The sequence below is a fragment of the Brevundimonas sp. KH_060 genome, assembly GCF_057838275.1.
This window is the reverse complement of the sequence record NZ_CM174463.1, coordinates 1946564-1959650: the sequence shown is the minus strand read 5'-3', so window position 1 is coordinate 1959650 and position 13087 is coordinate 1946564. Positions and strand designations below refer to the sequence as shown.

The 13087-nt window shown below is 66.3% G+C and carries 10 protein-coding genes and 1 tRNA gene; 7 read left to right on the top strand and 4 right to left on the bottom strand.

The window, feature by feature from the left end:
- Positions 1 to 111: 111 nt before the first annotated feature.
- Positions 112 to 2208, bottom strand: coding sequence for a S9 family peptidase (locus AC3IPP_RS09650; RefSeq protein WP_489148807.1), 2097 nt, complete (start codon positions 2206 to 2208; stop codon positions 112 to 114).
- Between the two features lie 117 nt (positions 2209 to 2325).
- Entirely contained in the window at positions 2326 to 5604 is a 3279-nt protein-coding gene (locus AC3IPP_RS09645; protein WP_489148806.1) for an autotransporter outer membrane beta-barrel domain-containing protein, read from the bottom strand.
- 300 nt (positions 5605 to 5904) lie between these two features.
- On the opposite strand from AC3IPP_RS09645, the gene AC3IPP_RS09640 reads away from it, so the two are divergent.
- Positions 5905 to 7155: a glycosyltransferase gene (locus AC3IPP_RS09640; RefSeq protein ID WP_489151056.1), complete on the top strand. Its 1251-nt coding sequence runs from the start codon at positions 5905 to 5907 to the stop codon at positions 7153 to 7155.
- Positions 7156 to 7308: 153 nt separating this feature from the next.
- On the opposite strand, the gene AC3IPP_RS09635 is transcribed toward AC3IPP_RS09640, so the two are convergent.
- Both AC3IPP_RS09635 and AC3IPP_RS09630 read right to left on the bottom strand, forming a co-directional pair.
- Positions 7309 to 7385, bottom strand: a tRNA-Asp gene (locus tag AC3IPP_RS09635).
- Positions 7386 to 7478: 93 nt separating this feature from the next.
- On the bottom strand, positions 7479 to 9095 hold the full coding sequence (locus tag AC3IPP_RS09630) for an AbgT family transporter (protein ID WP_489148805.1): 1617 nt from the start codon (positions 9093 to 9095) through the stop codon (positions 7479 to 7481).
- Positions 9096 to 9304: 209 nt separating this feature from the next.
- On the opposite strand from AC3IPP_RS09630, the gene AC3IPP_RS09625 reads away from it, so the two are divergent.
- Genes AC3IPP_RS09625 through AC3IPP_RS09600 form a run of 6 tightly spaced genes read left to right on the top strand, consistent with a single transcriptional unit; the run spans position 9305 to position 13082 of the window.
- On the top strand, positions 9305 to 9682 hold the full coding sequence (locus AC3IPP_RS09625; protein WP_087141647.1) for an NADH-quinone oxidoreductase subunit A: 378 nt from the start codon (positions 9305 to 9307) through the stop codon (positions 9680 to 9682).
- Positions 9652 to 10251 (top strand): NuoB/complex I 20 kDa subunit family protein, encoded by a 600-nt coding sequence (locus AC3IPP_RS09620; RefSeq protein ID WP_087141646.1) that lies wholly within the window; start codon positions 9652 to 9654, stop codon positions 10249 to 10251. Before AC3IPP_RS09625 ends, AC3IPP_RS09620 begins: the two co-directional genes overlap by 31 nt.
- Entirely contained in the window at positions 10248 to 10871 is a 624-nt protein-coding gene (locus AC3IPP_RS09615; protein WP_489148804.1) for an NADH-quinone oxidoreductase subunit C, read from the top strand. Before AC3IPP_RS09620 ends, AC3IPP_RS09615 begins: the two co-directional genes overlap by 4 nt.
- 17 nt (positions 10872 to 10888) lie before the next feature.
- Positions 10889 to 12142, top strand: coding sequence for an NADH-quinone oxidoreductase subunit D (locus AC3IPP_RS09610; RefSeq protein WP_373407980.1), 1254 nt, complete (start codon positions 10889 to 10891; stop codon positions 12140 to 12142).
- Positions 12139 to 12813: an NADH-quinone oxidoreductase subunit NuoE gene (gene nuoE, locus AC3IPP_RS09605; RefSeq protein ID WP_087141644.1), complete on the top strand. Its 675-nt coding sequence runs from the start codon at positions 12139 to 12141 to the stop codon at positions 12811 to 12813. Before AC3IPP_RS09610 ends, nuoE begins: the two co-directional genes overlap by 4 nt.
- Positions 12813 to 13082: a hypothetical protein gene (locus tag AC3IPP_RS09600; RefSeq protein ID WP_087141643.1), complete on the top strand. Its 270-nt coding sequence runs from the start codon at positions 12813 to 12815 to the stop codon at positions 13080 to 13082. The genes nuoE and AC3IPP_RS09600 overlap by 1 nt, the downstream gene beginning before the upstream one ends.
- The last annotated feature ends 5 nt before the right edge of the window (positions 13083 to 13087 follow it).

Below are 13087 nucleotides of genomic sequence, written 5' to 3'. Positions count from 1 at the left end.
CAGAACAAGGCGTGAACCGTTGATGATGTTCTGTAAGTGTTCTGGTTAAAAGTCAACTAACGCCACGCTGAACCCCGCGCCCGCCGCCATGACGGGCGCGGGGGCAGGGTCTTATTGCGTCGGCGTGGCCGGGGCGCCGTCCTTGTAGCGCGCGAACCACTCGATCATGGCGTTCATGCGGGCGGCGTTCTGGGACGGGCGGACGGCCAGGCTGTGGCCGACGCCGGGGATCTTCACCAGGGCCGTGGGCACGCCGCGTAGTTGCAGGGCGGTGTAGTACTGCTCCGACTCGCTGACGGGGGTGCGGTAGTCCTCGTCGCCGACGACGACCATGGTGGGCGTCTTCACATTGCCGACCAGCGACAGCGGCGACCGGCGCCAGTAGGTCTCCGGGTTCTCCCACGGATATTCGCCGAACCAGTAGCGGGCGAAGAAGGCCGGGTTGTCAGCCGTCAGTACGAAGCTTGCCCAGTCGATGACCGGCTTCTGGACGACGGCGGCCTTGAAGCGGTCGGTCTTGCCGACGATCCAGCTGGTCAGCACGCCGCCGCCCGAACCGCCGGTGACGAACAGCTTGTTCGGGTCGGCGATTCCCTGAGCGATGATGGCGTCGACGCTGCTGATCAGGTCGTCATAGTCGTTCGACGGATAGTTGTGGTGGATCAGGTTGGCGAATTCATCCCCATAGGACGTCGAGCCGCGCGGGTTGACCGACAGCACGGCGTAGCCCGCAGCGGCGAACAACTGGTTGTCGGTGGCGAAGTGCGGGCCGTAGGCGGCGAAGGGACCGCCGTGGATCTCCAGCACCAGCGGATAGCGCTGGCCCTCGACATAGTCGGCCGGGAGGGTCAGCCAGCTTTCGACCGCGCGTTGATCGTGGGAGGAGGCGACCTGGATGCGGCGCACTTCGCCCAGGCGGCGAGCGCTGAGGAAGTCGGCGTTCAGGCGGGTCAGCTGGGTGCTGCGGCCGCCTTTCAGGACGTGGACGTCGGCCGGGCGGCTGGAATCGCCGCGCGTATAGGCGATGGCGCCGTCGTCGGCCACGGTGAAGCCGCCGCCGGTATAGGGGCGGCCGAAGTCGTCGCCGGTCAGATCCTCGATCAGGGTGGTGACGGCGCCGTCCATCGACACGCGGGCGACCTTGGTGCGGCCCTGGTCGTCATAGGCGACATAAACCGAGCGGCCGTCGCGGCTCCACGCCGGAGACTGAACCGAACGGTCGAGGCTCTCGGTCAGGACGCGGCTGTTCGAGCCGTCGGCGTCCATCACATAGAGGCGGGTGTTGTGATAGCCCATCCGCTTATCGTCATAGCCGAGGTAGGCGATGCGGCGGCCGTCGGGCGATGCGACGGGCGCATTGTCGGGCCCGGCGCGGCTGGTCAGCGCGGTCAGGCCGCCGGTCTGGACATCCAGGGCGAAGACTTCGCTGTCGGCGGCTTCGCGCTGCCAGTCGGGGCGACGGTTGGCGCTGAGGTAGAGGGTGCGGGAATCGGCCGACCAGGACAGGCCGCCGCCGTGATGGAAGTCGCCGTGCGTCAGCTGGCGGGCGCCGCCGCCCTGAGATCCGACGACGAAGACGTGGCGGAAGCCGGGCTTCAGATAGCCCTGGCCGTCAGAGCGGTAGGAGACGCTGTCGATGATCTCCAGCGGCGGGGCCCACTGGGCGCCTTCGGGCTTGGCCAGAGGCGAGCCGATCTTGGGTTTGTCGCTGGGGACCAGGACGGAATAGGCCAACTGCTCGCCGTTGGGCGACCAGGTGACGCTGGACGGGGTGTTGGGCAGGTTGGTGACGCGGACGGATTCGCCCGACGCCATCCAGCGCACGAACAGTTGAGGCGCGCCGCCCTCGGCGTTGGAGATGTAGGACAGGCGCGAGCCGTCCGGCGACCAGCGCGGCTGGCGGTGCGAACCGGCCGAGGCGATCAGGGGCGAATGGCGGCCGGTCTTCACATCGATCAGCCAGATGGTCGGCCGCATCCGGTCGGTCATGATGTCGGCTGTCTGGCGGACATAGGCGATCTGGCCGCCGTCAGGGCTGATCTGGGCGTCGGAGGCGACCTCCATGCCGAACAGGTCTTGCGCGGTGAACAGGCCGCGATCGGCGGTCGGCAGACTAGGCGCGGCCGCTGTCTGGACGGCGGTTTGCGCCATCGCAGGCGCGTGGGCGCTCAGGATCAGGGCGCAGGCCGCCCAGGCGAACTTGTTCATATGAAACCCCCTCTGGTTCGAGTGGGATCATAGAAAGGCGCAAGGTTGCGGCAAGATAGGGAAAGGGCCGCCGGAACGAATCCAGCGGCCCTTTTTCATTCGCGTTCCGAAGAAAAGTCAGAACTTGAAGCTGGCCCGCAGCAGCAGGGTGTAGCGGACGTAGTCTTCCAGCAGTTCGGCGTCGCCGGTGATCGACAGCAGTCCCAGATCGTTGCCGACGTTCAGGCGGAACCCGAGGATCGGACCACCGCCTTCGATGCTGGCGGGCTCCAGGGTGAAGGCGTCGCCGCCCGAAGCCAGGCGGGCGATGGTGGTCCCGGCGTCGACCGAGAAGTTCTGACGCCAGCCCAGACGGACCTCGGGGCGAATCCAGCCTTCCTTGCCGAAGCCGTAGCCGATGTTCACGGCGGCCACGCCCGAGAAGATGTGGCCGTCGCGCTCATCGATGTCGAGGTCGAAGCCGTCGCCGCCGCCGCGTTCGGTGCGGGCGTCTTCGCTCAGCGAGAAGTATTCGACATAGGCCTCGGGACGGATGCTCAGGCGACCGAAGTGGCGCTCGTACGATGCGCCCCCGGCGGCGGCCAAGGTGAAGCCGTGCCAGTCGGATTCGTTCTTCAGATTGATGCCGTCGGCGACCAGCTTGCGGGTGGCGCTGAAGGAGGCGTAACCGCCCGCTGCGCGCGCCCAGGTCGTCCAGTACTGGCCTTGAGCGCGCCAGTAGAGGCCCAGCTCCAGCAGATTGGCCGACAGCACTTCCTCAGCCGCCGCTTCCGGGTCTTCCAGATCCGACGACGTGAAGGCCGCCGTCAGGCCGAAGGCGCCCATGTTGGTGCCGCGCTCGACGCCGCCCGCCAGGCCGAAGCCTTCCGAACGGAAGCCGTAGGTGTCGGTCTTGTCCTTGTCGGCGTAGAAGTTGATCTCCTGCACCCAGGCGCTGGTCTCGCCCGGCGCCGCGGCGGCGTTGCGGCCGGTCAGGGCGCGGGTCACGGCGTCGACGCCGCTGGCCAGCGACAGCAGCGGACCGCCCGAGTGGTCGGGCAGCAGTTGCTGATAGATGTTGAAGAAGCCGTCGCGGTCCGTCTGGTTCAGCATGGCCGCGCGGATCAGCTCATTGTCGGCCAGACCGGCGTAGAGCACGTCATAGGCGGCGGCCTCGGCCTTGATCATGCCGGCCTCTTCCGCCGTGCGGCGGCGGGCGTCGACCGTCAGCTTGCCGCCGGCTTCGTCGACGTTGGCGTTGACCACGAAGGCGTAGGGCGAGTTGGACTGCAGCAGATCCTGGTCGATGGCGCCGACGTTCAGGTCGCCCGCCTCGATGATGGTGAAGGAGGTCGGATCCTGGATCAGGGAGTTGAAGCGCACGCCCAGGCCCGCGCCGTCGGCCAGATCGGCGCTGCCGCTGACCTTGAAGCCGCCGGACGCGCCATTGGCGGGGTCCAGGGTCACGATCAAGTTGCCGTCCGCGCCGACGTTCAGGTCGCTGACCTGAAGCTGGCCCGTATGGCGAGCGTCCAGCGTGCCCTTGGAGATGTCGATGTCCAGCTGGCCGTCGCCGTTGGACAGCTTGCCGGTCACCACGGCGCCGCCGCTGATGGACAGGCGGTCTGCGCCGGTCCCGAAGGAGATGTCGCCGTTCACCGTGCCGTTGCGGATGTCCAGCACGTCGGCGCCCGAACCCAGGCGGATGTCGCCGCGGATGGCGGGCTCGTTGATGTCGGGCACGCCGTCCTTGTCGGCGTCGGGCAGCTTGTGATCGGGAACGACCACGCCGTCCTGCACCAGGGTGACGCCCGTGCTGTTGGCGCTGACATCGACGGCGATGGCCGATCCGGTCTGGGCCACGTCTTTTTCAGGGCTGACGACGGCTTGAATCTTGCCGGTGTTGTTGATCGACGTCAACGTGCCGGACTCATCGCGCAGGGCGACGGCGTCGCTCTTGGAGCCGTTCACACCGGCCGACAGGGAGCCGGAGTTGCTGAATGAGGTGACGTTGGCGCCCTGGTTGATCAGCACGCCCGCAGCCACATTGGCTTCGGAACCAGCAGAGACGCTCTGAATCACGCCGGAGTTGACGATACCGGGAACCGTCGCGCCCGCGCCGACCAGGACGCCGGTGCTGTCGCCCGTGTTCGCCGTGACGGTGATCGTGCCCTGGTTGTTCAGGCCGCCGGCTAGGCTGACCGAATGACCCGTGCCGCCGATTTGAACGGCGGTGGCGTCGATGTTCTTGTATACGCCGGCCGCTTCGATGGCGCCGCGGTTGATGAAGGCATAGGCATTGTCGCCGGTTCCGACGGCGCCGAGGCTGATGTCCTTGTCGGCCGATCCGACCAACACCGCCGGCGCGCCGCCGAACGTGCGAATGGAGGCCGTCGTTTCTTGAGCGTCGGGAATGCCGTCGCCGTCGCGGTCGTCGTCCTCGCGATTTTTCTTGCCGTCGCCGTCGTCGTCCTCATCGCCGTTCTTGACGCCGTCGCCGTCGTCGTCTCCCTCGATCCCGCCAGGTCCATAGGACGGGGCGACGTCGAACAGCACGCCCTTGCCGACGTCGCCCGCGATGCGAACGGCCGGGCCGCCCTGCAACAGGTCGTCGGCGTCGAGGTTCTCGAGATAGGTCACGCCCTCGCGAGGTTCGCCCGTTGTGGGCTTGCTCGGCGGAGCCGTGGTGTAACGATAGCCGGTGCTGGTGACAGCGCCTTGAATCTTGACCGCGCCGTCGACCGCGCCATCGACGGCGACGCCGACCGCGTTTTCGCCGACCGCAGTCACGCTGCCCAAGAGGGTGACGTCCCCGGTGACGTCGCCCGTCGTGTGGATGCCGTAGGTGTTATTGCCGATGACGCTGATCTGGCCCTGGCTGAAGATGTTGCCGGTCAGGGGGGCCTCGACGGTCAGGCCCGACGAGTTATTGCCTTCGACCTTGATCGCGCCGGACGATTCGATGCGGACGTTTCCGACCAGCGGCGCCGAGCCGCCGACGCGGACGCCGTGACGGTTCGTGCCGTCGGCGAACGGGCCGTCCAGGTCGCCGTCCTTGTCGTCGTCCTTATACTCTTCGATGGAGTCGGTGATGTTGATGGAGCCGCCGATGGTGACGTCGCCGGTGTTGCCGCCGTTGACCAGGACGCCCGTAGCGCCGTCGGCGGCCTTGAGCATGTCGATCTTGGAGCCGGCGTCCAGCTTCACGTCATTGCTGGAATTCAGCGTCACGGCGGCGCCGGAGGTCACGGTGATCGAGCCGCCGTTGGCGAGCCGAACGTCGTCGGGAGCGCCGTTGTTGGCGGTCGCGGTGCTGATGGGCGTCGTCCGCCCGTTGGAGATGACCTGTTCAGCCTGAACGCCGGAAGCGACCAGCAGGGGAGCGATCGCAACAGCGCTCGCGAGCAAGATACGCATTCGTAAGAAACCCCTCGTGGTCGCACGCGCAAGGATTGAAGGCGACCCTCCTATCAGGGTCCACGCCCGCACGCCCCAAGTTTCTCGAATTTGAGGCGAATGCAAGACCGGCCGTAGGGAGATCAACCTGAACGGCAGATGAAAAGCGGCGGCGTGCGACCGGATTGCGACGGCCTCTTGAGCGCAGCGGTTGCAAGCGGTAGGGGGCCGAAAAGCACGGTGAAGATTAACCGGGCCCATCGCATCCAAAGCCGGAGCTTTAGCGTTAGCGTGAAGAACGACAAGCAGAAGGTCCACCGGATGAGCGCGAGCCATATCGACGTCCAAGAGAGCGAACTGAGGCTGTTCCCCGGCCTGGACGAAGAGGTGGCCGACACCTTGCGGGCGATGAAGACCGCCGCCGCTGATTCCCGACCGCGTCTGGTCGACACCACCATGCTGTTCGCGCCGCGCTCGGGCGGGGTGAAGCGCTATCTGCTGTCGAAAAAGACATGGCTGGAGGCCAATAGGCCGGGCGTGGTGCATAATCTGGTCGTGCCGGGCGCGGGATACAGGGCGGAGCCGGACGGCGTCGTCCGTCTTCATGCGCCGAAGCTGCCGTTCGGCGACGGCTATCGTTGGCCCAGCTCGGTGCGGCGCTGGGGCGCCTGGGTGTCGTCGCTCAACCCCGCCCTGATCGAGGCGGGCGATCCCTATACGCCGGGCCAGGGCGCGCTGGAGGCGGGCCAGAGGGTCGGCTGCCCGGTTGTCGGATTCTGCCATTCGGACCCGGCGGCGCTGGCGGCGCTGCATTTCGGCGAATGGGCCAAGAAGCCGGTCGAGAAGCGCTGGGCCAAGTTGTTTTCCCAATTCGATCGGGTCGTCTCGCCCAGCCGATTCATCGCTCAGCGCCTGGAAGAGGCGGGCGTGGGCGACATTGTGATTTGTCCGCTGGGCGTCGAAGTGGACACCTTCCACCCCGACCGTCGCGATCGCGACTGGCTGTTGAAGAAACTGGGCCTGGGCGCCGACGCGCGGCTGCTGTGCTTCGCCGGGCGTCCGGCCAAGGAGAAGAACGTCGGCGTCCTGATCGACGCGGTGCAGCGCTTGGGCGCGCCCTATCATCTGGTTCTGGTCGGCGCGGGGGCGGGGATGCCTCCGGAGGATCGGGTCATCTCCTTGCCCTATGAGAAGGACCCGCGCGCCGTGGCCCGCATCATCGCCAGCTGCGACGCCTTCGTGCACGCCAACGACAAGGAGCCGTTCGGCCTGATCGTGCTGGAGGCCATGGCCTGCGGCCGGGCCGTGGTCGGCGTCAACGCGGGCGGCGTCGCCGAGACGGTGGACGAGAGCGTGGGGCAACTGGCCGCCTCGGCCGACCCGGTCGACTACGCCGAGGCGATCGAGGCCCTGTTCGCGCGTGACGTGGAGGCTCTGGGTCAGGCGGCGCGGGTCAAGGCGGTCGAGCAGTTCGCCTGGAGCCGTGTGTTCGAGGACCTGACCATGCTTTACGGCGAGCTGACCGGGAAGGCCGCGTTCGTCACGCCGCAAGAGAAACTGCCGATCAACTAGGCGCCCGCCGATGTCGCCCTCGGGCTTGTCCCGAGGGTCTACAGCCGGTCACGGCCAAGCAGGCGCGTGAAAGCAGCGCCTGTGATCGATCTCGATTTTCAGAGAGAGGAGAGGGAAGGGCGGTGCGCCACTCCCTCAGATCCCTGAGAGGAGTGGCGCGAGTGACGGGGCTCGAACCCGCGACCTCCGGCGTGACAGGCCGGCACTCTAACCAACTGAGCTACACCCGCGTTCCCATCCGAAGCGCTGTGCGCCGCGGCGAGGGGCGTCGTTTAGGCGGGGCCGCGTCGCACGTCAAGCGACGCGGCTGTGGATAAATCAAATCATCGCGCAGCGGGCGCCGCAGCGGCCTGCGGCGGGGCTGCGGGGCCGGCGATTCCGCCGTCCGCCGGCAGTTGCGAGGCCGTGGCGGGCGGGGGCGGTTCGTAGTGCACGCCTACGCCCGGCCCCAGCGGCAGGTCCAGCGCCACCCAGGACGCCACCATGATCAGCCCTGCGATCAGGAAGGCCCCTGCATAGGGCAGCATGGTCGCCATCAGCGAGCCCAGGCCGAACTTCGGATCCCAGCGCTGGGCGAAGGTCAGGATCAGCGGGAAGTAGCTCATCAGCGGCGTGGCGATGTTGGTGACGGAATCACCCATGCGATAGGCGGCGGTCGTCATCTCGGGGCTGATGCCCAGCAGCATGAACATGGGCACCACGATCGGCGCCAGGGCCGACCACTTGGCCGAGGCCGAGCCGATGAATAGGTCGAAGATGCAGGACACCAGCACCACCACGATCAGCAGCAGCGGCGTCGGCAGGGCCAGTTCGCGCAGGGAAGCGGCGGCGTTGACCGCCAGGATCGGCCCCAGGCCGGACCAGTTGAACATGGCGACGAAGTGGGCGGCGAAGAAGGCCAGGACGATGTAGGGGGCCAGCTGGCTGATCCCCTCGCGCATCATCCGCACCAGGTCGTGGTGGGTCTTGATCGAGCCGGAGCCCGCGCCGAAGGCTGCGCCCGCCATGAAGAAGGTCAGGGCGAAGAAGGCGACCAGAGAGCGATACAGGGGGTTGTAGCGTTGCGCCGGTTCGGCGTCGGCGTCGACGAAGGGCGAGCCGGGCAGGAAGGTCACCGTCGCCCAGACGGCGATCATGGCCAGGATGGTCAGGCCCGCCCACGCCAGGCCGCGCTTTTCGGCGGCGGTGAGGGGCGTCTTCTCCTCGGCGGCGATCGGGGCGGCGTTATGCGGAATCCAGGCGCCCAGGCGCGGCTCGATCACTCGGTCGGTCAGGAACCAGACGATGGGGGTGAAGACGAACACCACCCCGACGATGAAGAACCAGTTGCCGGCGATGCTGACGGCGTAGGACGGATCGATCAGGTGGGCGGCGGGCTCGGTGATGCCCAGGATCAGGGCGTCGCTCGCGCCGGGGAACAGATTGCCCGCGTATCCGCCCGAGACGGCGGCGAATCCGGCGGCCAGACCGGCCAGCGGGTGGCGACCCGCCGCAGCGAAGATCACGGCGGCCAGCGGAATCACCACGACATAGGAGGCGTCCGAGGCGTGGTGGGACACCATGCCCGTCACCACCACGATGGGCGTCAGGATGAAGCGCGGGGCGTTCAGCAGGGCGCCGCGGATCGCCGTCGAGAACAGGCCTGTTCGTTCGGCCACCGACGCGCCGTAGATGATGGTGATGACGATCCCCAGCGGCGGGAAGTCGGCCAGGGTGCGCGGCATGCCGATGAACAGCCGTTCGAGATTGGCGGGGGAAAGAAGGCTCTGCGCCTGCAGCACCTCGCCCGTCACCGGGTTGACCGCCGACCAGCCCAGCCCTGCGCCGACCAGGCTGAGGGCCACGAGGCCGAGGATCAGCCATAGGAATAGGAAGACGGGATCTGGCAGCCTATTGCCGATGCGTTCGATTGAGTTCAGCAGGCGGGCGGCCAGGTTCATACGCAAGCTCTCGGCTATGTTGGAGGCGACGACGCATTTCGCGGATCAGCGGCATAAGAGGCAATCGCGCGGCCTGCGGCAAATCGCCCAAAAAACTGCGAACCGTTCGCAATAAAAAACCTTTGCCGACATGGGTTTGAACCCTGGCGAGGTTGGGTCTAAGAAGCCCCGAATCCGCCCCCTACCTCCCGGCGGGCGAGGCAGCTCGAATGAACGAATTTCTTCTAGAATATCTTCCGATCGTCGTTTTCCTGGGCATCGCCATCGTGCTCGGCGCCGGCTTCATGCTGGCGGCCTGGGCGTTGGCTCCCAAGAACCCCGATACCGAGAAGCTCTCGGCTTATGAGTGCGGCTTCAACGCCTTTGACGACGCGCGCATGAAGTTCGATGTGCGCTTCTATCTGGTGTCGATCCTCTTCATCATCTTCGACCTGGAAATCGCCTTCCTGTTCCCGTGGGCGGTGTCGATGTTCGACCTGTCGCACGGCGGCATGGTGTTCGCCTTCTGGTCGATGATGGTCTTCCTTGGCGTCCTGACGGTCGGCTTCATCTACGAATGGAAGAAGGGAGCCCTGGAATGGCAGTAATCGCCCCCTCTAGCCCCCTGGTCCCCGCCGGCTCGGCTGCGCGTTCGACCGTCGAGGGCTATGATCCCAAGATTCACGACAAGTTCTTCGAGTCGGTAAACACCGAGCTGGGCGAGCGCGGCTTCCTGACGACTTCGCTGGATGACGTCATCACCTGGGCCCGCACGGGTTCGCTGATGTGGATGTCGTTCGGCCTGGCCTGCTGCGCCGTCGAGATGATCCACCTGTCGATGCCGCGCTTCGACCTGGAGCGTTTCGGCACCGCGCCGCGTGGTTCGCCGCGCCAGTCGGATCTGATGATCGTCGCCGGCACCCTGACCAACAAGATGGCTCCGGCCCTGCGCAAGGTCTACGACCAGATGCCGGACCCGCGCTACGTCATCTCGATGGGCTCGTGCGCCAACGGCGGCGGCTATTACCACTACAGCTACAGCGTTGTGCGCGGCTGCGATCGCGTGGTGCCGGTGGACGTCTATGTTCCGGGCTGCCCGCCGACCGCCGAGGCCCTGCTTTACGGCATCCTGCAGCTGCAGAAGAAGATCCGCCGTACGGGGACCATCGAGCGATGAGCGAACTGGTGCGCGTCGCGGAGCGCGAATCCGCCCTTACGCCTCTGGGCACGGAAATGGTCGCGGCGCTCGGCGTCGAGGCCGTTGTCGCCTATGGCGAGCTGACCCTGATCGCCCCGCGCGAGAACATCGTCGCCGTCATGACCGCCCTGCGCGATCAGTTCGGCTTCCAGCAGTGCATGGACGTCTGCGGCGCCGACTATCCCGACCGCACCGAGCGGTTCGAGGTGGTCTATCACCTGCTGTCCCTGACGCGCGCCGCGCGCGTTCGCGTCAAGGTGTCGACCGATGAAGTGAAGCCCGTCCCAAGCGTGAGCGCGGTCTATCCGTCGGCCGGCTGGTTCGAGCGTGAAGCCTTCGACATGTACGGCATGATCTTCTCGGATCACCCGGACATGCGCCGCATCCTGACCGACTACGGTTTCCAGGGGCACCCGCTGCGCAAGGACTTCCCGATGACGGGTTATGTCGAGGTCCGCTACGACGAAGAGCAGAAGCGCGTGGTCTATGAGCCGGTGAAGTTGACTCAGGAATTCCGCAACTTCGACTTCCTGTCTCCATGGGAAGGCGCCGATTATCCGACCGTCCTGCCGGGCGATGAAAAGGCGGGAGCGCAGTAATGGCCGACGTCAAGAACATGCCAGCGCCGCTCGGTGCGGCCATCGACCCGTTCGAGGACTATGAAGACGGTCTGACCCCGCACGCGCGGGCGATGGACGACCGCAAGTTCACCATCAACTTCGGCCCGCAGCACCCGGCCGCGCACGGCGTGCTGCGTCTGGTGCTGGAGCTGGACGGCGAGCTGGTCACGCGCGTTGATCCGCACATCGGCCTGCTGCACCGCGGCACCGAGAAGCTGATGGAGGCGCGCACCTACCTCCAGAACATCCCCTACCTGGACCGGCTGGACTACGTCTCGCCGATGAACCAGGAGCACGCCTTCTGCTTGGCCATCGAGCGCCTGCTGGAGCTGGACGTGCCGTATCGTGGCCAACTGATCCGGGTCCTGTACTCGGAGATGGGCCGCATCCTGAACCACCTTCTGAACGCGACCATGCAGGCCATGGACGTGGGCGCCCTGACCCCACCCCTGTGGGGCCATGAAGAGCGCGAGAAGCTGATGGTCTTCTACGAGCGCGCCTGCGGCGCGCGTCTGCACGCCAACTACTTCCGTCCGGGCGGCGTCCACCAGGACCTGACGCCCGAGCTGATCGACGACATCGGCCGCTGGTGCGCCGAGTTCCCGGCCGCGCTGAACGACATTGAAAGCCTGGTCACAGAGAACCGCATCTTCAAGCAGCGCAACGTCGACATCGGCGTGGTGTCCAAGGAAAATGCCCTGGCCTGGGGCTTCTCGGGCGTCATGCTGCGCGGTTCGGACATCGCCTGGGATCTGCGCAAGGCTCAGCCGTACGACTGCTACGCCGACATGGAGTTCGACATCGTCGTCGGCAAGAACGGCGACTGCTGGGACCGCTACCTGTGCCGCGTCGAAGAGATGCGCCAGTCGGTGCGGATCATGGAACAGTGCATCCACAAGCTGCGCAACTGCCCCGGCGAGCCTGTCCTGACCGAGGACCACAAGATCGCCCCGCCGCGTCGTGGTGAGATGAAGCGTTCGATGGAAGCGTTGATCCATCACTTCAAGCTCTACACCGAAGGCTTCCGCACCCCGGAAGGCGAGGTCTATGCGGCCGTCGAAGCGCCCAAGGGCGAGTTCGGCGTCTATCTGGTGTCGGACGGCACCAACAAACCTTACCGCGTCAAGCTGTCGGCCCCCGGCTTCCGTCACCTGCAGGCGATGGACTGGATGAACCGCGGCCACATGCTGGCGGACGTGTCCGCCATCCTCGGCTCGCTCGACATGGTGTTCGGAGAAGTGGACAGATGAGCGTTCGTCGCCTCGCCAAGGAACAGCCGGCGTCTTTCGAGTTCTCGAAGGACACCATGGCCAAGGCCGAGTGGTGGATCAAAAAGTACCCGGAATCGCGTCGCCAGTCGGCGGTGATCCCGATCCTGTGGCTGGTTCAGAAGCAGGAAGGCTGGGTGTCCGAGCCCTCGCTGCGCGCTGTCGGCGAGCTGCTGGGCATGGCCTATATCCGGGTGCTGGAGGTCGCGACCTTCTACACCATGTTCCAACTGACGCCGGTCGGTAAGGCCGCCCTGATCCAGGTGTGCGGCACGACGCAGTGCATGCTGCGCGGCTCTAACGATCTGATGCGTGTCTGCCGCGAGAAGATCGGGCCCAAGGACGAGCTGTCCGCTGACGGCCGCTTCACCTGGCAGGAAGTCGAGTGTCTGGGCGCCTGCTCGAACGCGCCGATGGCCCAGATCAACGACCTCTATTACGAAGACCTGACGCCTGAGAACATGGCCCAGATCATCGACGACTTCGCCGCCGGCAAGACGCCGAAGGCCGGCAGCTATGTCGGCCGTCACAACGCCGCGCCTGAGGGCGGCGCGCGCGTCCTGACGGACCCGGCGTTGTACGACGGTTCGGCCGCCAAGAAGATCAAGAAGCTGCCGAACTCGGAGCCTGTCGCTGAAAAGGCTCCGGCCTAATGGCGCGGCCGAACCTCGAAACAGAAGCGGGCAGGGCGGCCTATCGGGCCGAGCTGCGTCGCGTCGGCTGGCGGCCCCGCTGGGCGGGGCTGGCCTGCATCGTGGTGGCGGCCGCTCTGGTTTTGTTCGCACGTGAAGGCCGTTTCGGCCTGACTGACAACGCGGTGATGGCGGCCTATGGCCTGTTGGCCATCGGATGGGTGCTGGTGATCTACGCCGTCTTCCAGCGCACCCGCCACCACAAGCGCCGCATGGCGGAAGGACTTTAAGGGAT